The organism is Sorangium sp. So ce1504 (genome assembly GCF_051521635.1).
In the GTDB taxonomy this organism is placed as follows: Bacteria; Myxococcota_A; Polyangia; order Polyangiales; family Polyangiaceae; genus Sorangium; species Sorangium cellulosum_B.
This window is the reverse complement of record NZ_CP150365.1, coordinates 2,452,703-2,475,156: the sequence shown is the minus strand read 5'-3', so window position 1 is coordinate 2,475,156 and position 22,454 is coordinate 2,452,703. Positions and strand designations below refer to the sequence as shown.

General features: G+C 71.3%; 19 protein-coding genes. 7 read left to right on the top strand and 12 right to left on the bottom strand.

What is annotated here, in order from left to right; translation table 11 throughout:
• Window positions 1-295 precede the first annotated feature (295 nt).
• From WMF39_RS09540 to WMF39_RS09530, 3 genes are read right to left on the bottom strand one after another with little or no spacing between them, the layout of a single operon-like run.
• Window positions 296-1,504: a tetratricopeptide repeat protein gene (locus WMF39_RS09540; RefSeq protein WP_437745224.1), complete on the bottom strand. Its 1,209-nt coding sequence runs from the start codon at window positions 1,502-1,504 to the stop codon at window positions 296-298.
• Window positions 1,501-3,063: a SpoVR family protein gene (locus WMF39_RS09535; protein ID WP_437745223.1), complete on the bottom strand. Its 1,563-nt coding sequence runs from the start codon at window positions 3,061-3,063 to the stop codon at window positions 1,501-1,503. Before WMF39_RS09535 ends, WMF39_RS09540 begins: the two co-directional genes overlap by 4 nt.
• Before the next feature lie 6 nt (window positions 3,064-3,069).
• Window positions 3,070-4,179 carry a DUF444 family protein gene (locus WMF39_RS09530; protein ID WP_437745222.1) on the bottom strand — a complete coding sequence of 370 codons (1,110 nt, stop codon included), beginning with the start codon at window positions 4,177-4,179 and terminating at the stop codon, window positions 3,070-3,072.
• A gap of 188 nt (window positions 4,180-4,367) precedes the next feature.
• Between WMF39_RS09530 and WMF39_RS09525 the strand changes: the two genes are divergently transcribed.
• The 3 genes from WMF39_RS09525 (at window position 4,368) to WMF39_RS09515 (ending at window position 7,069) form a co-directional block, all read left to right on the top strand.
• Window positions 4,368-5,648: a hypothetical protein gene (locus WMF39_RS09525; protein WP_437745221.1), complete on the top strand. Its 1,281-nt coding sequence runs from the start codon at window positions 4,368-4,370 to the stop codon at window positions 5,646-5,648.
• Window positions 5,649-5,906: 258 nt separating this feature from the next.
• Window positions 5,907-6,554, top strand: coding sequence for a hypothetical protein (locus tag WMF39_RS09520; protein ID WP_437745220.1), 648 nt, complete (start codon window positions 5,907-5,909; stop codon window positions 6,552-6,554).
• Window positions 6,555-6,790: 236 nt separating this feature from the next.
• Window positions 6,791-7,069 (top strand): hypothetical protein, encoded by a 279-nt coding sequence (locus WMF39_RS09515; protein WP_437745219.1) that lies wholly within the window; start codon window positions 6,791-6,793, stop codon window positions 7,067-7,069.
• Window positions 7,070-7,816: 747 nt separating this feature from the next.
• Here WMF39_RS09515 and WMF39_RS09510 read toward each other — a convergent pair.
• From WMF39_RS09510 to glnE, 3 genes are all read right to left on the bottom strand, one after another.
• Window positions 7,817-9,220, bottom strand: coding sequence for a carboxypeptidase-like regulatory domain-containing protein (locus WMF39_RS09510; RefSeq protein WP_437745218.1), 1,404 nt, complete (start codon window positions 9,218-9,220; stop codon window positions 7,817-7,819).
• A gap of 446 nt (window positions 9,221-9,666) precedes the next feature.
• The gene (locus WMF39_RS09505) at window positions 9,667-10,209 is read right to left on the bottom strand and encodes a hypothetical protein (RefSeq protein ID WP_437745217.1); all 543 of its coding nucleotides are present in this window, start codon (window positions 10,207-10,209) and stop codon (window positions 9,667-9,669) included.
• 48 nt (window positions 10,210-10,257) lie between these two features.
• A complete protein-coding gene (gene glnE, locus WMF39_RS09500; RefSeq protein ID WP_437745216.1) occupies window positions 10,258-13,428 on the bottom strand; it encodes a bifunctional [glutamate--ammonia ligase]-adenylyl-L-tyrosine phosphorylase/[glutamate--ammonia-ligase] adenylyltransferase in 3,171 nt (1,056 codons plus the stop codon).
• Between the two features lie 125 nt (window positions 13,429-13,553).
• Between glnE and WMF39_RS09495 the strand changes: the two genes are divergently transcribed.
• A complete protein-coding gene (locus tag WMF39_RS09495; RefSeq protein ID WP_437745215.1) occupies window positions 13,554-14,306 on the top strand; it encodes a metallophosphoesterase family protein in 753 nt (250 codons plus the stop codon).
• Between the two features lie 174 nt (window positions 14,307-14,480).
• The gene (locus WMF39_RS09490; RefSeq protein WP_437745214.1) at window positions 14,481-15,413 is read left to right on the top strand and encodes a diguanylate cyclase; all 933 of its coding nucleotides are present in this window, start codon (window positions 14,481-14,483) and stop codon (window positions 15,411-15,413) included.
• A 131-nt stretch (window positions 15,414-15,544) separates the two neighbouring features.
• Here the strand turns inward: WMF39_RS09490 and WMF39_RS09485 are convergent, their stop codons facing one another.
• From WMF39_RS09485 to fni, 3 genes are all read right to left on the bottom strand, one after another.
• On the bottom strand, window positions 15,545-15,922 hold the full coding sequence (locus WMF39_RS09485; protein ID WP_012234398.1) for a response regulator: 378 nt from the start codon (window positions 15,920-15,922) through the stop codon (window positions 15,545-15,547).
• A gap of 2 nt (window positions 15,923-15,924) precedes the next feature.
• Window positions 15,925-16,770, bottom strand: coding sequence for a GAF domain-containing protein (locus WMF39_RS09480; RefSeq protein ID WP_272101442.1), 846 nt, complete (start codon window positions 16,768-16,770; stop codon window positions 15,925-15,927).
• A gap of 225 nt (window positions 16,771-16,995) precedes the next feature.
• Window positions 16,996-18,084 (bottom strand): type 2 isopentenyl-diphosphate Delta-isomerase, encoded by a 1,089-nt coding sequence (gene fni / locus WMF39_RS09475; protein WP_437745213.1) that lies wholly within the window; start codon window positions 18,082-18,084, stop codon window positions 16,996-16,998.
• A gap of 172 nt (window positions 18,085-18,256) precedes the next feature.
• Here fni and WMF39_RS09470 point away from each other — a divergent pair, with 172 nt between their 5' ends.
• Complete coding sequence (locus tag WMF39_RS09470) at window positions 18,257-19,222, top strand: hypothetical protein (RefSeq protein WP_437745212.1); 966 nt, start codon at window positions 18,257-18,259, stop codon at window positions 19,220-19,222.
• A complete protein-coding gene (gene argH / locus WMF39_RS09465) occupies window positions 19,223-20,515 on the top strand; it encodes an argininosuccinate lyase (protein ID WP_437745211.1) in 1,293 nt (430 codons plus the stop codon).
• Between the two features lie 121 nt (window positions 20,516-20,636).
• Here the strand turns inward: argH and rpiA are convergent, their stop codons facing one another.
• From rpiA to WMF39_RS09450, 3 genes are read right to left on the bottom strand one after another with little or no spacing between them, the layout of a single operon-like run.
• The gene (gene rpiA / locus WMF39_RS09460; protein ID WP_437745210.1) at window positions 20,637-21,335 is read right to left on the bottom strand and encodes a ribose-5-phosphate isomerase RpiA; all 699 of its coding nucleotides are present in this window, start codon (window positions 21,333-21,335) and stop codon (window positions 20,637-20,639) included.
• Between the two features lie 26 nt (window positions 21,336-21,361).
• Window positions 21,362-22,009: a phospholipase D family protein gene (locus WMF39_RS09455; protein ID WP_437745209.1), complete on the bottom strand. Its 648-nt coding sequence runs from the start codon at window positions 22,007-22,009 to the stop codon at window positions 21,362-21,364.
• Window positions 22,006-22,449 (bottom strand): acyl-CoA thioesterase, encoded by a 444-nt coding sequence (locus WMF39_RS09450; protein ID WP_437745208.1) that lies wholly within the window; start codon window positions 22,447-22,449, stop codon window positions 22,006-22,008. Before WMF39_RS09450 ends, WMF39_RS09455 begins: the two co-directional genes overlap by 4 nt.
• Window positions 22,450-22,454 lie beyond the last annotated feature (5 nt).

The window sequence follows — 22,454 nt, the reverse complement described above, 5'->3', positions numbered from 1 at the left end:
GTCCGGGAGCGCTTCGCAACATTGATGGTCCCGCAGCCCTCGTCCTGCTGCTGGGCGCCGCTCGACCGAGCGCCCTCACCTTCGCCGCGAGCGGCGCGAGCAGCCCAAAAAGGCGCGCGAGGTCGGACATCGCAACGATTGAGCTTGACAATCATCCATGCAGGCCGCGTGTGTTCACCGTCGCGCTGTCCGGCGCGGCAGCGCGCCGCCTCCCGAGCGCGGCGCGCAGCGCGCGCCTGACCGCTGGCCCGCGCCGCGCAGCGCCGCTGTGGCGCACGCGACCGGCGCCTCGGCGTCACCGCGGCGGAGCGCCGCGCCGCTCGATGGCGTCGAGCTCGTCCATCACCGCCTTCACGCGCGGATCCGTGGGATCGACGGCGCGCGCCTTCTCGTACGCTGCGCGCGCGTCCTTCAGCTGGCCCGACTGCGCAAGGGCGTTGCCCAGGTTGATCCAGGCGCTCCCGAGCTTGTCGTCGAGCTTGAGCGCCTCGCGGTAGAGCGCGGTCGCCTTCTGCAGGTCGCCGCGGAGGTGGTACGCATACCCGAGGTTCGATCGGTAGGTGGCGCGCGCCGGGTCGCGCGCCACAGCCGCCTCGAGGTGCGGAACGGCGCGCGCGGGATCGTTCGCGGCGAGGAGCGCCGTCCCGAGGTCGTTCTGCAGGCGCGCGTCCGCCGGCGAGAGCCTCGCGGCGCGCTCGTAAGCGCGGATCGCGTCGGCCGTCCTCCCCGCGGCCAGGAGCGCTGTCCCGAGGTTCGCCTGCCGCTCCGCGTCCCCGGGGGCGAGCTCCGCCGCCCGCGTCAGCTCACGGACAGCGTCTTGCAGGTTGCCGAGCGCGAGGTGCGCGACGCCGAGCGCGGAGTGCGCCTCGGCGTCGCTCGGGGCGAGCTCCGCGGCACGTGTCAGCTCACCGAGCGCCGCGTCGGCCCGGCCGAGGACAAGGAGTGTGCGGCCGAGCTCGAGGTGCGCGAGCGCGTGGTCAGGCTCGAGCGTCACCGCACGCTTCAGCTCAGGGAGCGCGGCGAGCAGCGTCCTGTCGCCCGGCGCCCCGTTGTAGTCGGTGGACACGCCTGCCCTGGCGATCGCCGCGCGCTGGGCGCCGACGATCGCCGCCGCGTCCTTCTTGTCGAGCTGCGCGGCCGCGCGATAGGCCCTCTCGGCAGCGGCGAAATCGCCGCTCGCATAGGCGGCGTCGCCCTCTTCGAGCTTCCTGTCCGCCGGCGTGCCGGTGCCGCGCGCGACGCGCGGAGGAGGGCTCGCCGCCGCTGCCTCGCTGGTGGACGGCGCGTCGAGCGGGACGCCCGAGCCGACCGGCGCGCCCGGGGCAGCGCCGCTCCCAGGAGGCGGCGCGGGCGCCGCGTGCTCCGTCGGATCGAGCCGGGAAGGCGGCGCAGGGGCCTCGGCCAATGGTCGCGGCGCCGGCGAGCGCGACGCTGGCGCCGCCGGGGCGCAACCGGCGAGCGCGAGCAGGACGCCGAGCCGGCGGATCGCTCCGCAGGCGCTCACAGCTTGTACGGGGTCATCGCGTGCTCCTTGCCGTCGTACCGGAGCAGCACAGGCTTGTTATCCATCTTCGTCGCCACGCCGACCGGCCGCTTCCAGCACCGGACGAGCGCCACGAGCGTCTCGCGCGCGTAGTCGGCGCGGAGGTCGAAGCCGCCGTGCACGTGCTCGAGCAGGAGCTCTCCCCGGTTGCCGTAGTTGGCGTCGACGACACGGATGTACGGGTCGCCGAAGTTCGTCAGCTGGAAGAGGAGCTTCTCCTTCACCTCCTTGAACTCGCGGCTCTCGATCTCGAACCTGTCGTTCCGCCCCGAGAAGCCGAACGTGTACATCTTCTGCTCGATCACGAACTCCGGCGTCAGGAACTCGTCGATGAAGGTCACGTCGTTGTAGAGCGCGCGCACCTGGAAGATCTTCTCGCGGCCGAGGCCGAGCCGCATGTCCCAGGTGCGCTTCGCGTCGAGGTCCGCGCACTCCTCCCACTCGCGGCCGAAGCGGCCCTTGTTCCATCGCTCCTCGATGTAGCGATAGAGCTCCACGCCGACCTTGTAGGGGTTGAAGCGCCCCGGCGCCGTCGCCATGACACCGGCGTTGTTCTCGGCGTAATCGATGATCTCTGACGCATCGAGGACCTTCTCGGTCATCATCTTCGAGTGCCAGTACGAGGCCCACCCCTCGTTCATGATCTTCGTCTGGCGCTGGGGGACGAAGTAGTAGGTCTCCTCGCGGATGATCTCGAGCACGTCGCGCTCCCACCGATCGAGCGGCGCGTGGTCGAGCAGGAACTTGAGCACGTCGCGCTCCGGGCGCTCCGGCACCTTGCGCTCCGGCTTCTTCTGGTCCTGCCGCTTCTTCCGCTGCGCCGCGAGGATCTCCTCCGGGTTGATGAAGGAGTCCATGTACTCCTTGGCCCGGAGCTTGTAGGTGTCCATCGGCTCCTCCGTGGGCTCCTCGTCCTCCTTGGCCACAGGACGGCCGCTGAAGGGGGCCCACGGGTCGATCAGGTTCTCGAGCGAGAGGCAGTGGTCGACGAACGCCTCGACCTTGTTGATGCCATAGCGCTCGATGTGCCGCGACACGCGCGCGCCGTGGTTCGCCATCTTGTCGATCCACTTGCGGTCCGGATCGTAGGCATCGCTCCTCCGCACCGGGTCGAGGATCGGGCCGCGATGGTCGAGATCGGTGGACCGGAAGCAGAAGTTGTTCTTGAAGAAGTCGACGTGCGCGTACACGTGCGCCATGACGAGCTTCTGGTCGGTGAGCGAGTTGCCCTCGAGGAGGTAGGCGTACGAAGGGTTGTTGTTGATGACCATCTCGTAGATCTTCGAGAGGCCATACTCGTAGCTCTTCGAGAGCTGCTCGTACTCCATGCCGAACCGCCAGTGCGGGTAGCGGCTCGGGAAGCCGCCGTACGCGGCGATCTCGTTCATCTGGTCGTACGTCAGCATCTCGAAGATGACGGGGAAGAAGTCGAGCCCGTAGTCCCGGGCGATCTTCTCGATGCGCTCCTTCTCGGTGCGCAGGTAGCGGGGAAGCGCGGTGTTCAGGGCGAACTTGCTCATACCGCTCTACTTCCCCTTCCCCAGGAAATCCTTGATGCTGCCCACGATGGCGTCCTTGTCCCTGATCTCGCTCACCACAACCCGATCGTCGTGCGAGAAGTGCTCTTTCAGATCCTTGATGAACTGGCCCGAGCCGTACGGGCTCTCGACCTGCCCGTAGGCGAACATGTTGACCCGCGGCAGGATCTGGGTCTTGAGCACGTCCACGCAGGAGAGCGTGTCGTCCATCGACCAGTTGTCGCCGTCGGAGAAGTGGAACGGATAGATGTTCCACTCGTCCGGCGGGTAGTCGTTGTCGATGATCTGCGAGCACAGCTTGTAGGCGCTCGAGATCATCGTGCCGCCGGACTCGCGCGTGTGGAAGAACGTGTCCCGGTCGACCTCGCGGGCGATCGCGTCGTGGATGATGAAGCGCGACTCGAGGCCCTTGTACTGGCGGGTCAGCCACGCATCGATCCAGAACGACTCGATGCGCACGATCTCCTTCTGCTCGTCGCCCATCGACCCGGAGACGTCCATCATGTAGATGATGACCGCGTTCGCGACGGGCTCGGTGATCGTCTTCCACGAGCGGTACCGCTTGTCGTCCGGGACGGGGACGACGACGGGCGCCGCCGGGCGGAACGTCCCGCTCGCGATCATCCGCTTCAGCGCCTCGCGGTACGTCCGCTTGAAGTGGCGCAGCGACTCGGGGCCCACCCTGCGGATGCCGGAGTAGCGATCGTGGGCGTTCGAGATCTTGCTCTTTCCCTTGTCCTGGATGTCGGGCAGCTCGAGCTCCTCGCCGAGGATGCCGGCGAGCTCCTCGAGCGTGACGTCGACCTCGAGGAGGTGGTCCCCCTCGCCGCTGCCCGCCTGCCCCTGGCCGGGCTGCTTGTCGTCCGAGCCCCCCACGGGATCGCCGGGGTTGCCGTCGCCCTGCCCCACGCCGCCGCGTTGCTTGTCGCCGAAGCGGAAGCGCGGGATGTCGATCTGAGGGATGGGAATCGAGACGAGGTCCTTCCCCTTTCGTCCGATGAGCTCGCCCTGCGAGATGTACTTGCGCAGGTTCTCGCGGATGCGGCCGCGAACGATCTGACGGAAGCGCCCGTGATCCTGGTCGATCTTCAACGACACGCTCGCGAGTGTAGCATCGGAAGCCGCCTCGGGTCCGCACGTTCGGCGGGCCGCCGAGGTCTCCCGCCCCGGCGGCGCCGCTTCCCCGCTTCCGTTCGACATCTCCATCTCCACTTCCCCACGTCCTCGCCGTTGCCCCACCGCCACGCCCGCCCGTCGTGAACTGCCCCCGTGTTAGCCTCCGCGCCGTGCTTTTCCGAGCGCGCTCCCTCCTCGTGTTCCTCGTGCTCGTGGTCCTCGCGGCGCTGGCCCTCGGGTGTGGCTCCCGAGAGCAGCTCGTCGGGCTGCCCGATCTCGCGGGCGCAGGGGGCGCCCCCGACGCGCCGCCCCCGGACCCGCCGGTGTGCCGGGAGGACGGGCTCCCCTGCCAGGGCGCGGCGGACTGTTGCAGCGCCGCGTGCACGCGGGGGATCTGCGGCGGCGACAGCTGCGCGCGGGACGGCGCGCGGTGCGCCGCCCCGGGCGACTGCTGCGCCGGCCTGTGCACCGGCGGGCTCTGCGGGCAGGGCTGCTCGGCCGACGGGGCGCCGTGCCAGAGCGCGGCGGCGTGCTGCGCCGGGGTCTGCATGGGCGGGGCGTGCAGGCGGGGCTGCTTCCGGGACGGGAGCGCGTGCGAGTCCGCGGGACAGTGCTGCTCGCTGAGCTGCGTGGAGGGCGCATGTCGCGCGCCGTGCATCCCGAACGGCGCGCGCTGCAGCGCGGGCGACGCGTGCTGCAGCGGCGCCTGCGTCGCGGGCGTCTGCGCCGAGGCGTGCGCGCCCGACGGCTCCGTGTGCGGCCAGAGCGCGGACTGCTGCACCGGGCGCTGCAACGCGGGCATCTGCGGCGGGTGCAGCTCGGACGGGGTCGCGTGCGGCTCGGCCGATGCGTGCTGCTCCGGCGTCTGCGCGCAGGGCGTGTGCGGGGGCGCGGCGTGCTCGCACGCGCCCTGCGAGATCGGCGCGCCGCTCGCCGCGGACTGCGGCGGGTGCGCGGCCGAGCTCTGCCGGTTCGACCCGTTCTGCTGCACCACCAGCTGGGACGAGATCTGCGTCGGCGAGGTCCCCAGGCTCTGCGGGCTCGTCTGCGTCGAGTGCGCCGCAGACGGCAGCCGCTGCGCGTCCGGCGAGGCGTGCTGCAGCGGCGCGTGCGAGGACGGCGTCTGCCGGCCCCCGTGCGCGCGCGACGGCCAGCCGTGCGCGGACTCCGGCGAGTGCTGCAACGGCGGCTGCCAGAACGGCCTCTGCGGCGGCCCCGCTTGCCCATCGGACGGGACGGGCTGCGGAGGATGCGTGGCCGAGCGCTGCTGCGCTCAGCTGAGCCAGTGCCTGCTCAGCCCCACCTGCGCGGACGACGTCGCGTGTTTCTTCGGCTGCCTCGACGAGGGCAGCGGCCCCGCCGTCTGCGGGTTCCAGTGCATCCACAGCCCGGAGACGTTGCAGCTGCTGCGCTGCGTGGGCAGGAGCTGCGGCGGCGGCACCTGCTTCTGACGCGCGGCGCGGGGCGCGAGGGCGGCGCGAGCGGAGCGGGTCTCGCGCGGGCGTGCGGCTCGCCGCGCCCGCGGGTCTGGAGCGCGGATTTGCCGAGCGCCTGACGCGCAATAGGCGCTTCCGCCGGGGTTGGCTACAGCGGATCCTGATTTCGATTCCGGTGCTTCCCGCCGACTTTCCGACCGGGAAAGAGGGAAGGCTGTGGCACCATGAGTCCACGAGCGAGCTCATGTCGAGAGAGCTCGGGGGGAGGGCGCAATGCCGAGAGGCGAGACATCGAAGGATACGTCCAAGCAGAGGAAGCGGGTCCAGAGCGGCGAGCGCGAGCAAGCTGCGCCCGCGATATCCCAGGGCGAGGCGGGTCGGAAGGCTCCGCGCAGGCGGACGAAGTCCGCTGCCGGCGCCCGGATGGCCGCTGCGCCGACCCGGCGGGTGACCCGGGCGAAGAAGGGAGCGAGCAAGGCAGGAGCGAGCGCCGCGGCGCGGCCGGGCACGGCGCGGAGCACCGCGGCGGCGGAGAAGAAGACCAGCAGCGCGCCGAGGAAGGCGACCGCCGGACAGACGAGCCGGCAGCAGAGCGGCGCGGCCAAGAGGGCGGCCACGACGAGGAAGCGGACCGCCACCGGTAGCGCGGCGGGGCGCGGCCGGAGCGCGGCCGGCGCGACGCCGGCCGGCGGGCGCAAGACGACGCGCGCCGCGGGCGCGACGCCGGCCGGCGGGCGCAAGACGACGCGCGCCTCGGGCGCGAAGCGCGCGGCGCCGCAGCGCGCAGCAGCGATGAGGAAGCCGTCGGCCAGCGCCCGCGTCGGGCGCGGAGCCGCGCGGCGAACGAAGGCGGCGCAGCCGGGCGCGCAGAGGGCGGGGCAGAAGCGCGCGACCGCCGGCAAGCGGTCGGCGGCCAGCTGAGCTGCAGCGTCGGGCGCGCCGCTCGCCGCGGAGCGCCCAGTCGCACCTTTCCCATCACATCCCATCCCATCCCATCCCAAGAGGGCGCCGGCAGATGCTCGGCCGTCGAGCCTCCGCGCGAGGCCCCCACTTCCTCCGGGCGCAGCGGCACGCCAGCCACCCTCGCGGCCAACGGGAGAGGTGGGCGCGCGCCCGCTCCGCCGCGCTGGCGACGAACGCTCCCGGAGCGCAGCGTCGTGCGCTGCAGCGCGGCTGACGCGCACGACGCCGCGCCCGGGCGCTGCAGCGCGGCTGACGCGCACGACGCCGCGCCCGCGCGCGATCAGGGCGGTGACGGCAAGGGCTCGCCGACCATGAGGACCACCCAGGTGGCGGCCAGGAAGGGATACGGCGCCCCGCCGAGGCCTGGCATCGTCGACCGCGCGCGCCGCGCGCAGAGCGGGCAGCCCGCGTCGCCGCGCCGGCTGAACAGGTCCCGGCGCGAGGACGGCGGCGGCGGCGCAGGACAGACCTGAACTTCATCGCCCTCCATCACCCCGCGCATCCCCCCCATCTCGCCCTGCAGCGGAAGCGCCTCCGTGCGCCCCGTCTCCTGCGACGCCCCGCGCAACCGCGGAGCACGACCGCCCTCGCGAAGCCAACGCTCGATGGTCCGACATGCAGCCGCTGGCTTAGGGCGATGCTGGACCATCGTAGGAATGTTCCTTCTGCCGAGCCGAAGACCAGCGACCCACGCTCCGGATATAACCCCGCACTGCGGGCGAGATTCATCCTAGCAGGATCCCCGGACCATGCATGGATGACATTCCGTATCTGCGTGGTGCTTCCCACCGCGACAGCGTCTTGTCTCGGCTGTCGTCATGATTGTCGTCTTCGTACGCCTCCGTCTGCTCAATCGATATCTCCGAGGCGTACGCTGAGCGCAGCGCGGCGAGATGGTTGCGCAGCGCGGCAGCGTGTCCCGCCGTCGGCGCGCGCGATGGATCACAGAGGCTCCCCGGCTCGTGGTCTCCCGCGATCAGGCGAGGCGGATAGCAACAGGACATCCCGGAGAGGAACGAAGGCGAACCCCGATGGCCCGCGGCGCTCGCCGGATCGAGCGGAGAGGACGCTCTCCGCCCATCATCAAGGATCGTTTGCGGGGCAGCTCGGGATGGAGACGACGTAGTTCAGGAGAATACCGACATGCGTCGTTCAGCGCCGGCGGGGCTCCGGAGCCGGCGCGCGGGCGCCGGCGGCGCGGTCGACGCGAGCGAGGCGGGTCACTGCGGGATGGGGATCGGCGGCGGCTCGTCGTCGGGCACGATGCAGGACGACAGGTCGAACAGCATGAAGAGCAGCGCCTTCTCCTGAGCGCTCAGCTCCTCCGTGGAGCACCCCTCCGGGAAGGGCGGGCCCGTGAGGTCCGCCGCAGAGACATGGATGTCCGTGAATACGAGACGCCCGCACTGCTGATCTTCTGGGACGTCGACGGGCGTGTTGAATGTGAAGTACTGGACCCCGGCCGGCTCGGGCTCGTTGTAATAGATCCACCGGGTCGAGATGTCCTCGGTCACGTCGCTCACCGTATGCTGCGCGCCGTTGATCACGATCTCGCCGGGCACCTCCGACGCGCCGACATTGACGAGCCACTCCGCGAGGGCTTGCCCCTTCGGGAGCGTGGTGTCCACGAGCGCCGTGAGAGGGCTCTCCGGGTCCGTGACGTCGTTGTCCCAGACCGCCGTGTCCGGGAACGGCGCCGGCCCCCGCTTCAGCCAGACGTTGTGCCAGTGGGACGCGAACACGCGCCCGCCGAGCGAGGTATAATCGAACATGGCCTGGCGCGCGGGCCCGGGTTTGTCTTCCACGTACGGGTCGCCCTCGCAGGCGAGGATCACCATGTCGTACTGGCTCAGGGCGTCGACGGTCCCCCAGAGGCTCGTGGCCGGCGTGAACTCCACGCCTTGATTCAGGCGATCCGCATAGCGCGTCGTCACCTCGTGATCGACGTCCCCGCGGCCGGCGAACAGGTTGATCCGCCCGGTTCCGGTCTCCGGCGTGAACTCGCTCTCATCGATCCCGAGTTTGTGCAGCAAGCACTCGAGCGGATCGGCGCCGCCCGTCGTGAGCGCGATCTTCGGTATGTGCCCCTCCGATTGGTTGCGCGGCAACCGGATGATCCCGGCGTCCGTCTCGGTGTCCTCGCATCGCTCGACCACGGGGAGCGTCATCTCGCGGCGCCATTTGCCCACCTGCACGACGAGCGGGATGTTCTCGCCGACCGGCACGTCCTCCAGGACGAACTTTCCTTCCGTATCGGTCAGCGCCGTCACGAGGGGTGAGCCGGAGAGCGTCGCGCTGCACTGATCGCAGGTCGCACCGTCGGGGATGGGCTCAAGCGGCGCATTGGGGACGTAGACGATCACGTTGTAGAGCGGCAGTTTGCCCGAGGGGTCGTACACGGTGCCGCTCACCGTGGTCTTCGCCCCGTTCTCGCATTCGACCTGCTGGCATTCGAGGCCCTCGCAGTCGCCTTCGCCTCCGACACCGCCCCCGCTGGCGATCGCCGGGAAGCCGCCGAAGCCACCGCCAAATCCACCGCCAATTCCACCCCCACCGCCAGGCCCCGCGCCGCCGGATGCTACAGGCGCCGTGCCCCCGGTATCTCCGCAGGAGCAGCCAGCCATGACGCCCGGTGCTACAGCGATCGCAGCCATCAAGACTCCCGCCTTGCCCGACCAAGTCACCATTTCGAGCCTCCCGGCGACGCGAGCAAAGGTGCTCTGCTGCCGCCCAGTCTCTATCGTATGCCAGACTGTAGAAATCGGGAAGTATGTCCAGCAAAGAGCAGGAATGGAGCGATGGGTTATTAGGGCGAGCCCTGATACCTCTGACTACCGCGTCCGCGAAGGACATGCGTGTCGCGCGGTCGGACGGCCTGGACAGTGAATCTCCGTGCGTCCGACATGGTGCGTGACGCAATGACAAGAAGGATTGACGGATCGATGATTCGTGACGAGCGCGTTTCTCTCTGGCGACGCGCTCCGCGCAATTGCGCCGCGAGCGAGGTCCCGCGACGAGCGACGCTCGCGCCTCCGGCTCGCCTGAGCCGACTTCGGGCCGGTCCGGCCGATTACTGCGGATCGACGCGGGTCAGCCCGAACCAGAGCACGGCGTGCCACCGCTCGTGCCACTTCAGCAGCATCGGCCCGATCGCGAGCCCGGCCTCCACGGTCCGCAGCTCGTCCTTGACCGCGCTCACCGGCCAGGGATTGCCGAACGCCTTCTCGCCATACGTCAGCGCGAGCGTCGGCTCGCCGTCGAGCTCCGAAGGGATCAGCTGCGCCTTGAAGCGGCAGATCCGGCTCCCGAAGACCACGTTCGTGCCGGAGTTGCCGCCATGGTCGAACTCGTTCCCTTTCCAGGGCATCCAGCGCGACGCGAGCGCCGTGATCAGCGGGCGCGTCGCCAGGTGGATCCCGGCCGTCGGCTGCAGGGCGAGCAGGCGCCCTCGCGGCAGATCGCCGAGCTCCGCCGGATCCGCCGGCTTCCCTGCCTCGTAGAACTGCCTCAGCGCACCCGGGTGCGCGCCGACGAGGCTATCGAGGGAGGTCGTCCCGGTGACATGACGGTGCCCGACGGACGGGCGTGCGCTCTGCTCGCTCTGGGTGGTCATCGGAACGCCTGGCATTCCACCGCGTCCGACAAGGGTCAACGGCAACCGTCAGCGCTCGTCTTCGCCCAGTTCCCCGGGTTCCCCCGATTCCCCCGCGCTCGCCGTGTTCGCCTCTCGCGCCTCGCTCGCCTCACCGAGAGGCGCCGCGCCGCCCGCGACGATGGCCGCGTACGCCCGGCGTACGCGCTCGGTGATCGCGCCGTAGCGCGCGAGCAGCTCGCGCGCGGCCTCGGCCGCGGTGCGGCCCCGGATGCCCGTCCGACGCGCGAGGGTCGGCACCCCGGGCGCGTCCTCCTCGAGGAGCTGCGACGCGTCCGCGTGCACGATGCGGATCCGCTGCTCCAGCTTGCGCAGGAACGCGTGGCCGTCCCGGAACGTCTCGGCGTGCTCGGCCGAGAGGTGTCCGGCCGCGGCGAGCGCGTCGATCGCCGCGAGCGTCTCGGTGGTCCTGACGCGCGGATCGGCGCCGTGCCGGATCTGCAGGAGCTGCACCGCGAACTCGATGTCCGCGAGGCCGCCCCGCCCGAGCTTGAAGTCGCGGCGGCCGCGGCGCTCGTGCGAGAGCTCGCGCTCCATGCGCAGCCGGAGCCGGTGGATCTCGTCGGCGATCCGATCGAAGTCGTCCGCCTGGAGGTACGCGGCCTCGTGCGCGATGGCGATCGCCTCCGCCCCGAGCTCGGGATCGCCGGCCGACGCGCGCGCCCGGATCAGCGCGAGCCGCTCCCAGATCGCCGCGCGCATGTGCCGCGCGCCCGGCGACGACTCCGGCTCCGTGGGCGCCGGGGAAGCCGCGTCGGCGCGGCGGATGCCGTGGTAGCGAGCGAACGAGTCGGCGGACGTGACGAGCAGCCCCTGGCTGCCCGACGGGCGCAGGCGCGTGTCGAGCTCGTAGCCTGGGCCCGCCGCGTGCGACATGGAGATGAGCCGGATGATCTGCCGCGCGCGCCGCCCGTAGTACGTGCCGGGGTCGGACGCTGCCCCCTGCTCGCCGGGCGGCGCGCACGCCGGGTCGAACAGGAAAAAGACGTCCAGATCCGAGCCGTAGCCGATCTCGCGTCCGCCGAGCTTGCCCATCGCGATCACGGCGAGCCCTCGCACGGGCTCGCCCGGCGGCGTCCCCAGCGCGAAGCGCGTCGCGGCCTCGAGCGACGCGTCGGCCAGATCCGAGAGCGCGAGCGTCGCCTCGCGCGTGCCGACCTCGCCGCTCAGATCGGCGAGGCCGACCTCGATGGTGACGCGCGCCTTGGCGCGCCGGAGCGCCCCGATGAGCGCCTCCTCCGGATCCTCGTCCGGCGACGCCTCGCTGAGGCTGGCCTCGATCGTGTGCCGGATCAGCTCGGCGCTCGGCGCGCCGCGCGCGAACAGGACGGCGTCGACGAGCTCGGGGTACCTCACCATGGCGTCGCCGATGAACGCGCTCGACCCGAGCGCCTCGACGAGCCTGCGGAGCGCGCGCGGCTCATCGCCGAGCATGCGCGCGTAGACGGAGGAGTGCCTGATGCGGGAGAAGCACAGCCGGAGGAAGCGCGCGGCCTGCTCCGGATCGGCGGCGTCGACCACCGCGGCGAGCAGCGTCTCCGCGAGGGACGAGGACGCCTCGCGGCTGCGCGCCCCGAGCAGGCCGTCCGGGTGGCGGGACAGCTCGAAGAGATCGTCGGCGACGTCGCGGAAGCGCGCCGTCAGCGAGGCGTGCGGCTCCGGCGGCGCGGCGAGCCCGGGCGCGGCGCCGTCGGCGGCGGCCGCCGGCTCGCCGCCGAGGACGAGCACGGCGTGCTTCGCCAGCGCCTCGGCGAACGCGTCGCGATCGCCGTGATCGAGCGCGGCCATCGCGTCGATCCACCGCGACGGCCGGGCGCTCCCCTTCGGCAGGAGCGACAGGAGCCGGGCCTTGATGCGCCCCCGGCGCTGCGCGGTGTCGGCCAGGAACGCCGCGGCGTCCTCGAAGCGCAGCGTCCGCGCGAGGCGCGTGATCTCCGCCTCGCTGTCGGGGAGGAGGTGCGTCTGCACGCCGGTGGCGGACTGCACCGCGTGCTCCGCGCGCCGGAGCGCGAGGTAGCCCTCCACGAGCTCCCGCCCCTCCCGGTCGGTCACGTACCCCAGGGTGCGCAGGCGCCGCAGGCCGTCGAGCATGCCCTGCGCGCGCGCGCGGGGCTCGCGCCCGCCCCAGATGAGCTGCAGGGCTTGCACGAAGAACTCCGCCTCGCGGATCCCTCCCGGGCCGAGCTTCAGGTCGCGCGACGCGTCGTGCGGGAGCTCCGCGCGAGCGCGATCGACGAGCTCGATCATGTCGACGGCGAGCTGCGGATCGACCTGGCGCCGCCACACGAACGGGCCGAGCACCTCGAGCGCCTCGGCGCCAAAGTCGAGATCGCCGGCGATCTCGCGGGCGCGGAGCAGCGCGGCGCGCTCCCAGAGGCGGCCGAACGACTCGTAGTAGCGCTCGGCCGCGGCCAGGGAGTTGACGAGCGGACCGCTCCGGCCCTCGGGGCGGAGCCGGAGATCCACGCGCCAGACGAAGCCGTCCTCCGTGACCTCCTCGAGCGTCGACGTGAGGCGGCGCGCGACGCGGGCCCAGAAGTCGTGCAAGGTGACCGAGACGGCGCGGTCGCCGGGCAGGCCCACGTGGCCGTCGTCCGTGTCGTAGAGGTAGATCAGATCCACGTCGGAGCCCGCGTTGAGCTCGTCGCCGCCGAGCTTCCCCATCCCGAGCACGACGAACTTCGAGCGCGCGCCCGTCGCGGTGCGCGGCTCTCCGAACCGCGCGGTCACGGCGGAGACGGCCTCGGCGAGCGCGACCTCGATCGTGGCCTCGGCGAGCGCGGTGAGCTCGCGCGCGGTGACGTCGATGTCCGCGCCGCCCGCCGACGGCGGGAGCAGCTCGCGCAGCGCGACGCGGATCCGCTCCTCGCGCGCCACGCGCCGGAGCTCCCGCCGGACGCGGTCCGTGTCCGAGACGTCGCCGACGCGGCTCCGGATCCGCGCCAGGTACGTGGCGCGATCGCGCGCCGTCTGGTGGCCTTCCGCCGCGAGCCGCTCCACGATGTCCGGATTCGCCTCGATGATCGCGCCGATCGCGGGGTAGGCGGCCGTCAGGAGCGCCGCGATGGCGAAGGCCATCGTCCCGGGACGAAGCCGAGACGACAGCCGCTCCGCGCGGTCCTTCACGCGTTGCTCATCGATCGCGCTCGCGATCTCCAGGAGCCTCGAGACCTGTTGCATGGCGGGAGGCTAGCAAGACCGTGGGGGCGTGAACGGCGGTTCCGCAGGGCCCGACCGCCGGTTTATCGCGACCTGGCCCCACCTCGCGCCTTGGCGGCGTCGCTCTCAGATCCTATGCTCGCCGGGTGCGATTGCTCTGCGTCTCGGATATTCACGGCCACGCCGACGCGCTCGCGGCGGTCCTGGCCACGGCCGAGCGCCGAGGGTACACCCAGCTCCTGGTCGCCGGAGATCTCTGCTTTCCCGGCCCGAAGCCGCTCGAGACGTGGCGCCGGCTCACCCAGGCCAAGGCGGTTTGCGTACAGGGCGTATCGGATCGCGCCCTGGCGACGCTGGACCTCGACAAGGTCAGGGCGCGGAGCGAGCACGAGCGAGCGCGGCTCGATCGCCTGTCCCAGACGCGCACCGAGCTCGGCGAGCTGATCCTTGCGCGGCTGGCGCGGCTCGCCCCGACGTACCGCCTGCCGCTCGAGGACGGCGGCGAGCTCGTCCTGGTCCACGGCTCCCCGGCGGATCCGCTCGAGCCGATCTCTCACGACATGACCGATGAGGAGGTGCTCTCCCTGCTCGGCGACGATCCGGCGGATGTCGTGATCTGTGGTGGCTCCCACGTCCCGTTCGATCGGATGGTGGGCGGCGTGCGCATCATCAACGTCGGCTCGGTGGGTGAAGCGCCGTGCTCGCTGCGGGGCGACGTGCGGGGCACCGTCGATCACGTGCGTGTCGGTGCGCGCGCTCCTGGCGAGCTTGGCGAGTTTGTGCGAAGCGGTGCCGTCTCCGCGTATGGCACGGGGCACGCCGACGCGACGTTCGTCGAGCTCCGAGCGGGCGAGCTCTGGGTCGAGCAGCTCGTGGTGCCGCTCGGCAGGGCTGCGTGAGCGCGCAGGTGCGCGGGAGCGCTCCGTCGGGAGCGCGCGCAAGGGGTGGGAAACGCTCGAGCCGCGCGAAACGCGCGACGCTCCGTCACGCACCCTACCCGACAGGGAACATCGCCTGTGCCATGCCCTCCCGCTTGAACCTATTTCAAGGATTTAGGATCATCCTCAGGGAGCATGGGCAGCTACCTCCCCGACGATGACTTCGAGGCCACGCGGGTGGCCAACGTTGGGGAGCTCCACAAGGAGATCCCGGCGCGCTCGCCGAAGGACCGCGCCTACCTCATCGTGCTCGCTGGCTCGAACGTCGGCGAGATGTACCGGGTCGAGGGCGCCGAGATCGTCATCGGCCGGGCATCCGGGGCGACCATCCGGCTGAACGACGACGGCATCTCGCGGCGCCACGCGCGCCTCCTCCAGATGGACAGCCAGGTGCTGATCGAGGATCTCAACAGCTCGAACGGGACGATGGTGAACGGCGAGCACATCACGCGCGTCGCCCTGCACGACGGCGACAAGATCCGCCTGGGCTCGACGACCATCCTCAAGTTCACCTACCACGACCACCTGGATGAGTCGTTTCAGCAGCAGATGTACGACGCTGCGCTGCGCGACGCCCTCACCAAGGCCTTCAACAAGAAGTACTTCCTGGATCGACTCGAGACCGAGGTCTCCTATGCGCGGCGGCACGGCGCGCACCTGTCGCTGCTCATGTTCGACGTCGATCATTTCAAGAGGATCAACGACACCTTCGGGCACCTCGCCGGCGACTACGTGCTTGCGAGGATCGCCAAGATCGCGAGCCACACGGTGCGGACCGAGGACGTGTTCGCGCGCTACGGCGGTGAAGAGTTCGGCATCCTGTGCCGCGGCGTGGGGCTCGAGAACGCAGGCATCCTCGGCGAGCGGCTGCGCATCCTCATCGAGGGGTCGGTCTTCGAGCACGAGGGCGTTCGCATGCCGACGACGATCAGCGTCGGCGTCGCGGCGCACCCCGAGCTCGCGGTGCAGACCGGCATGGAGCTCATCGCCGCGGCCGATGAGGCGCTCTACGAGGCGAAGCGCACCGGCCGCAACCGCGTGCTCCTGAAGTTCGGCCCGAAGCCGTAGAGCGGGGCGCGGGTTCATCCCAGCGCCGACCCGCACAGCCGCGGCAGGGCGCCGCGCCGCCCGAGTGGCCGGTGAATGGAATCGTGCGCCCGCAGAACGCGGGCGACGGGGCGCGGCCGCCGGCGCGCGCCTCAGTCGATCTTGAGGAGCTCCTTGACCTTGGCGATGACCTGCGGGGCCTGGATCGGCTTCGTGATGTACGCGTTCGCGCCGAGCTGCAACGCGCGCTGACGATCCTCCTGAGACCCCTCGGTGGTGATGATGATGATCGGGGTGTCCTTGTGGACCGGATCCGTGCGCACGCGCTTGACGAGCTTGAGCCCGTCCATGATCGGCATGTTGATGTCGGTGATGATCACGTCGTACTTGGTCGAGGCGAGCTTGCGGAGACCGTCGACGCCATCGTCTGCCTCGGTGACGCGGAGGTTCTTCACGCGCGCCAGCGCGAAGACCAAGAGCTGCCGCATCATGGGCGAGTCTTCAACGATCAGACACGAGTACTCGGCCATGATCAGTCCTCCAGGTCCAGGAATGCCTGGACGCCAGGCACCTTCCGGCCGGCGTCGGTGAAGAGCCGCGCGTTGATGAGGGCGGGGGCGGCCTGGGCCCCGAGGAGCTTGAAGAGCTCGGTGTCCACGTTCACGAACTCCGTCTTTTGCGGGAGCGTGCTGAAGATCGCGATGACACCCACGGTGCGCCCGTTGAAATCGAGCGGGATCACTGCAGCGGGATCCTCGATGCTCCCCTTGGAGACGTCCTTGGTCTCGTCGAAGAAGATTTCCCCCTTCGAGAATGCCTGGCCGACGACGCCTTCGGTCACCGGCATGCGCACGATCTCCTCGACCGCAACGCCTTCGCTCGCGATCGAGACGAGCTCTTTACCATCGGGAGACGCCAGGTACACGGAGAAGGCGCCCGCCCCGAGGAACTGCGCCAGGAGCTCCTTGAGGTTGCGGAGGACATGGCGCACGTTGCGCGCCGCATGCAGCTGCGACAGCGCGACGTACAGGTTCGCGAGGTTCGCGAGCTCTCCCTCCGCCTCCGAGTAGCGGCTGTTGAAGCGGTCCGAGGCCGCCACCATCCGCACCGACTGCGTCACCAGGTCGCGTTTCTCCTGCTCGAGCTCCTCGATCTTGCGGAGCAGATCGCGGATGGCCGAGTCACTCGCGAGGTGCGCGCGGAGCTTGCCGTTCTCCGACTCGAGCTCGGAGATCTTGTCACGAAGGCGCTCGTTCTCGCGGAGGAGCTCCTCGGTCAGCTGCGCCCCCTTGCGGAAGAATTGCTGAATGAAGGCATCGCGCTCCTTCTTCAGGTCCTCGGGGGGACGATCGCTCGGACGCCCTTTTTTCTCCGTCATTTTATCCCGGGGTTCTCCAGAGCTTCGGACCGTATCATGCGGGGCTGACCGGACGGAAGCGTCGAGCGCGCGCCAGAGGCGTGCCCGGCGCCCCCGCCAAGGACAGCGACCGCTGGGCGCCTTGTCGTCCCCGCCGACAACGTCGGTTCGGCCCCGCCGGCCTTACCCCGGGGACCGGACCCCGCCGTCTCGGCCCCCCTACCCCCGTTGCCCCCACCGCCACGACTACGCCCTCTCCATCTGCTTCATCTGCTTCAGCAACCGGGTCCACCTGCGCAGCTCCCGTCCGAGCAGCACGGGTGCCTTCTGGAGCGACGCGACGTCGCGCGCGCCGACGAGCAGCATGACCGCCCGGAGCTCGGCCTCGACGCTCTCGAGGTACCGCACCGCTGCGTCCCGTCCCCCCGAGACGAACGCCTGGAGGACCGGGCGTGCGATCCCGGCCGCATGCGCGCCGAGCGCGAGCGCTCGAGCGACGTCAAGGCCGCTCGTTATGCCCCCGGTCGCGATGATCGTCTTGAAGCGAGGACGGATAGTACGGGCGATGAGCACCGAGGCGGCCGTGGGTACCCCCCACTCGCGCAGCGCCTCACCGAGGGAGCGGGCCGCACCTTCGGCGCGGGCCGCCTCGACGGCGACCCAGGAGGTGCCTCCAGCGCCGGAGACGTCCAGGTCGCGGACGCCCGCCCGGACCAGGCGGTACGCCGTCCCTGGGCCGATCCCGCAGCCGGTCTCCTTCGCGACGACCGGCACGCTGAGGCCGCTCGCGAGCCGGCCCATCGCATCCAGCGCACCGGCGAAGTCCCGGTCGCCGCCCGGCTGGACCAGCTCCATCGCGGGGTTCATGTGGACGCAGAGCGCGTCGGCGCCGACCTGGGCCACGAGCTCGGCGACCGCTTCCGTCGACAGCGATCGCGCCTGCACGGCGCCGATGTTCCCGAGGACGAGGGTGGTCGGAGCGTGCGCGCGGACCTCGTAGGTGGCGGAGACGTCGCCGTTCAGCATCGCCCGCTGGCTCCCTAGCCCGAAGCCGTACCCGCGCTCCTCGGCGATCTGCGAGAGCTCCCGGTTGATCGCACGCGCGCGCTCCGTCCCGCCGGTCATGGCCGCGATCAGGAGCGGGACGCGGAGCCGCTTCCCGAGCAGCAGCACCGAGGTGTCGATCGCGTCGAGGGAGAGCTCCGGCAACGCGTCGTGGATCAGCTCGACCTGCTCCAGCAGCGTGGTCTTGGCGCGGAACCCGACATCGCCGGTCGCGCAGAGCTCGATGTGATCCGCTTTCCTCTCGGAGATGCCCTTCGCCTCTTCCGTCATGGGGGCACAACTTTACGCGGTCGCCGACCGCCGTCGAAAAGGAAGTGGCATGGACAAAAAAACGCCAAAATTCGCGTCCCCGAGCCAGGCCTTGCCGCCCGGCCCGCCTTCCGCTGCCGCTACCTGGGAACTACCGCGCGACCGCCGCGCAGCGGTGGCATACAGTAGCTGGATGGACCTCCCGGACGAACCGCAGATCCGCTGGATCCTTCGTACGACCGCAACGCTCCTCCAGCACGGCGCGGAGCCGGTGCGCGGGCTGGTGCAGCCGACGGCCGAGTTCTTCCCGGACGCGTTCGACGGCTCGCCAAAGACGGTGGCCGCGCTGATGCTGCGGGTCCAGGAGCACGCCGGGCTCCAGGATGTCCCGGTGGAGCTCGCGGTGGTCACCCCCGAGGGGCAGGCCAGCACGGTGAGCTGCTCGAGCGGCGCATGCGGCGGGATGGCGCTGGAGTCGAAGCTGGAGCGCGTCGCCCCGCGCGGCGACGGCGGGTACCGGGTCGCGCTCTCCGCGGGCGAGCTCCGCAACCCCACGGTGCTCACGACGGCGTTCGTGCGCGCCGTGGCGTACATGTTCCTGAGCGAGGCCGGCGCCTTCGACGCGCTCGCGCCGTCGGACCGCGAGCCCGCGGTGGATCTCGCCGCCGTGCTGCTCGGCTTCGGCGTCCTCGCGACGAACGGCTCCTACCTGTACGCGAAGGGCTGCGGCGGCGTGCAGGTGCACTCGGCGACCAAGATGCCGGTCGACGAGCTCGCGCTCGCGCTCGCCGTCTACTGCCGGCTGCACGACGTGCCCGATCGGACCGCCGCGCGGCACCTCGACGTGACGCCGCGCGCCCACTTCGACGAGTCCGCCGTCTGGGTCAGCTCCAACGCCGCGCTCGTCCGGATGCTGCGCGCCGCGCCAGACCGGATCGCCGCGGACGACTATGCGATCGGCGAGTCGAGGAGCTGGTTGGCCCGCGCGCTCGGCCTCGGCAAGCGCCGGCCGGCGCGGACGGCGGAGGACGAGCTGCGCGAGCTCGAGCGAGAGCTCGCGCCCGCGGCCGGCGCGGCGAAGCCGCGACCGCTGGACGAGGGCAAGGCCAAGAAGCTTGCCGAGATCCGTGCTCTCGTGGACGAGAGCCTGGGGAGCTGAATGAGCGTACGACTGTGGGACAAAGGGGGCGCGACCGACGCCCAGATGCTGCGTTACACCTCGCGCGACGACTGGCAGCTCGATCAGCGCCTGCTCGCGTACGACCTGCGGGCCACGATCGCGCACGTCCGCGGGCTCGCGCGGATCGGCGTGCTCAGCGAGGCGGAGCGGGACGCGCTCGTCCGCGAGCTCGAGGTGCTCGCGGCCCAGAACGAGGCCGGCGAGCTGCGGCTCACCGAGGACGACGAGGACGGCCACAGCGCGATCGAGGCCGCGCTGGTCGCCCGCATCGGCGACGCGGGCAAGAAGGTGCACACCGGCCGGAGCCGCAACGATCAGGTGCTCGTCGCCACGCGCCTGTACGAGCGCGACGCGCTGGACGAGCTCGCCGAGAACGCGACGGCCGGCGCCCGCGCGCTGCTCGATCTCGCCAGGCGCGAGGCGGAGACGCCGATGCCCGGCTACACGCACCTGCAGCGGGCGGTGCCGTCGTCCGTCGGCTACTGGGCCGCCTCGTTCGTCGAGGGGCTCACCGACGCGATCGACGTGGTGCGCGCGACGCGGGCGCTCGTCGATCGCTGCCCGCTCGGGGGCGCCGCGGGCTTCGGCGTGAACCTCCCGCTCGATCGCGTCGGCGTCGCGCGCGAGCTCGGGTTCGCCGGCGTGGCGCTGAACCCGCTCGCGTCCCAGACGTCGCGCGGCATCATCGAGGCGCAGATCCTCGCCGCCGCGTGGCAGGTGATGGCCGTGAGCCGCCGGCTCGCGTGGGATCTCAGCCTGTTCGCGATGAGCGAGCTCGCGTTCATCCGCCTCCCGGAGGCGTTCACGACCGGCTCGTCGATCATGCCCCAGAAGCGCAACCCCGACGTCGTCGAGCTCATGCGCGCGGCGTGCTCCGTCGTCCAGGGGGCGCTCGCCGAGGTGCAGTCCATCGTGGCGCTCCCGTCGGGCTACCACCGCGATCTCCAGCTCACGAAGGGCCCCACGATGCGCGGGCTCGACGAGGCGCTCGCGACGTCGCGCCTCTTGCCGCGGCTCGTCGAGGGGCTCGCGTTCGATCGGGAGCGCATGGCCCGCGCGATCACGCCGGAGTGCTTCGCCACGGATCGCGCCGTCGAGCTCGCCGTGGAGGGCGTCCCCTTCCGCGAGGCCTACCGCAAGGTCGCGTCCGAGATCGCGGCGCTCCCGGCCGGCGACGCCGCGGCGAGCCTCCGCGCGCGCGTGTCGCTCGGGGCTCCGGGCAACCTCGCGCTGGACGACCTGGCCCGCAGGCTCGATCGCCACGCGCGCTAGCTCCGCCTGTCAGAGGTCCCGCCATGGGCGGGCGCGCGCCGCGCTGGCGCCGCCCGCCCGAAGGCCGTGTTCCCTGGCCTCGCGTGCCAGCGATCCCCGACGGGATTCGTGACGCGCGGAGCTAGCGCTGACGCGTCAGCTCGCGGACGGCGCCCGGGTCCGCCACCAGCACGAGGGTCGCCATGTCGAGGAACAGCCCCGTGTCGACGACGCCGGGGATCTTGCGGATGCGCGCGTCGACCGCTGCGGGCGCATCCATCGGGCCGAACGCGGTGTCGAGGATCCAGTTGTGGTTGTCGGTCTGGAAGGGATACCCGTCCGCGTTCCTGCGGATCGCCGGCTTGCCCCCGAGCGCGATCAGGTGCCGCGTGGCCGTCGTGCTCGCGAAGGGCACCACCTCGACGGGGATGGGCACGCGCGAGCCGAGCTTCTCGACGAGCTTCTCGGGCGTGACGAGGATGATGAACTGCGCGGCTTCGTAGGCGACCACGCGCTCGCGGAGGAGCGCGCCGCCGAGGCCCTTGATGAGGCCAAGGTCGGGCGCCACCTCGTCCGCGCCGTCGACGGCGACGTGGAGGCGCTCGACCTCCTCGAGCGACACCATCGGGATGTTCTCGCGGCGGGCAAGCGCCTCCGAGCGCTCCGACGTGGCGACGCCCTTGATCTGGAGCCCTCGGCGGACGCGCTCCCCGAGGCGGCGGATGAAGGCCTCGGACGCCCGCCCGGTGCCGAGCCCGAGCAGCATCCCGCTGTCCACGCGCGCGAGCGCGGCGTTGGCGATTCGATCGAGGTCGGAGGGGTCCGGTCCCGCGGTGCTCATGCGCTGCTCATCGGCCATCGGGACCGTCAGCGCAACGGGATTTTGTCGAGCTGGTCGAGCGGCCCCGGGCAGAGCGGCCGGAGCTTGCAGCCCTTGCACTCGGCGCCCGTCCAGATCGCCTCGAACGTCGCCTGCATCTCGTCGAGCAGGAGGTCGTCGTCGGTGAGCACGCCCGCCTCGAAGTTTCGCCGCCCCTCGCCCTTCGCCCCGAGCCCGGCGCCGGTGAGGTTCGCGGAGCCCAGGTAGAGGAGCGCGCCGTCGACGGCGATCATCTTCAGGTGGACCCGCGGACAGCGCCGCATCTCGATCGGCGGCCGGGGCCGCCGGCGGAGCTCGGCGCGGAAGGCGCGCGACGGGACACCGGCGTGCAGCAGGCGCAGCTCGACCCCCCGGGCGGCGAGCGCGTCGAGCAGGTCGAGGAACGACATGTACCGGCCGCGCGCCCGCGCCCTCGATCCGATGGGCGCCTCCACGCGCAGCTCCTTCACGTTGGCCGTCGCGATCCACACGGAGACGCGCGCGTTCGCGACGGCGCCCATCACGAGCGCGTCGTAGTGCGCCCTGTCGCGGAGGAGCGTCAGCTCGACGCGCCGCTTCAGCAGCGATCGCGCCTTCGCCTCAGGTTCGGTCCTCGCGCGTGCCCGCGCCCGCGGGCGCGTCGGCCGCGCGCTCACGCCCGTTGACCAGCGCTGGCGGGCGCCTGCTCGAGCTCGAGGTGAGCGCTGAGCAGCGCCCGGACGTCCTCCGGCATCGGGACCGACACCAGCTGCACGAGGTCGGTGGTCACCACCGTGTGCCGTAGCTCCGCCGACAGGACGCCGTCATGGGCGCGGTGCATGCGGTACCGGAGCGTGGCGCTCCGCCGGCCGATACGGGCGATCGACGTCTCGATCCGGAGCGCCTGGCCGTAACGCACCGGCGCCGCGTAGTCGGCCTCGACCCGCACCGCCGGCAGCCCGATCCGCCGCTCGAGGATGAGCCCGGCGTAGCCTCCGTCGAGCGGCGCGAAGAACCGCTCCATCGCCTCGTGCGCGTAGTTGAGGAAGCGCGCGAAGAAGACGATGTTCGCGGCGTCGACGTCTTCGAACTTGATCGGGCGCTCGAGGGAGACCATCGCGG

What these genes read in the sequence shown, in the direction of transcription:
- WMF39_RS09535 (WP_437745223.1), bottom strand. Translation starts at nt 3,063, where the DNA reads ATGAGCAAGTTCGCCCTGAACACCGCGCTTCCCCGCTACCTGCGCACC.
- WMF39_RS09520 (WP_437745220.1), top strand. Translation starts at nt 5,907, where the DNA reads ATGCCGAGAGGCGAGACATCGAAGGATACGTCCAAGCAGAGGAAGCGG.
- WMF39_RS09510 (WP_437745218.1), bottom strand. Translation starts at nt 9,220, where the DNA reads ATGGCTGGCTGCTCCTGCGGAGATACCGGGGGCACGGCGCCTGTAGCA.
- WMF39_RS09505 (WP_437745217.1), bottom strand. Translation starts at nt 10,209, where the DNA reads ATGACCACCCAGAGCGAGCAGAGCGCACGCCCGTCCGTCGGGCACCGT.
- glnE (WP_437745216.1), bottom strand. Translation starts at nt 13,428, where the DNA reads ATGCAACAGGTCTCGAGGCTCCTGGAGATCGCGAGCGCGATCGATGAG.
- WMF39_RS09490 (WP_437745214.1), top strand. Translation starts at nt 14,481, where the DNA reads ATGGGCAGCTACCTCCCCGACGATGACTTCGAGGCCACGCGGGTGGCC.
- WMF39_RS09485 (WP_012234398.1), bottom strand. Translation starts at nt 15,922, where the DNA reads ATGGCCGAGTACTCGTGTCTGATCGTTGAAGACTCGCCCATGATGCGG.
- WMF39_RS09480 (WP_272101442.1), bottom strand. Translation starts at nt 16,770, where the DNA reads ATGACGGAGAAAAAAGGGCGTCCGAGCGATCGTCCCCCCGAGGACCTG.
- fni (WP_437745213.1), bottom strand. Translation starts at nt 18,084, where the DNA reads ATGACGGAAGAGGCGAAGGGCATCTCCGAGAGGAAAGCGGATCACATC.
- WMF39_RS09470 (WP_437745212.1), top strand. Translation starts at nt 18,257, where the DNA reads ATGGACCTCCCGGACGAACCGCAGATCCGCTGGATCCTTCGTACGACC.
- argH (WP_437745211.1), top strand. Translation starts at nt 19,223, where the DNA reads ATGAGCGTACGACTGTGGGACAAAGGGGGCGCGACCGACGCCCAGATG.
- rpiA (WP_437745210.1), bottom strand. Translation starts at nt 21,335, where the DNA reads ATGAGCACCGCGGGACCGGACCCCTCCGACCTCGATCGAATCGCCAAC.
- WMF39_RS09450 (WP_437745208.1), bottom strand. Translation starts at nt 22,449, where the DNA reads ATGGTCTCCCTCGAGCGCCCGATCAAGTTCGAAGACGTCGACGCCGCG.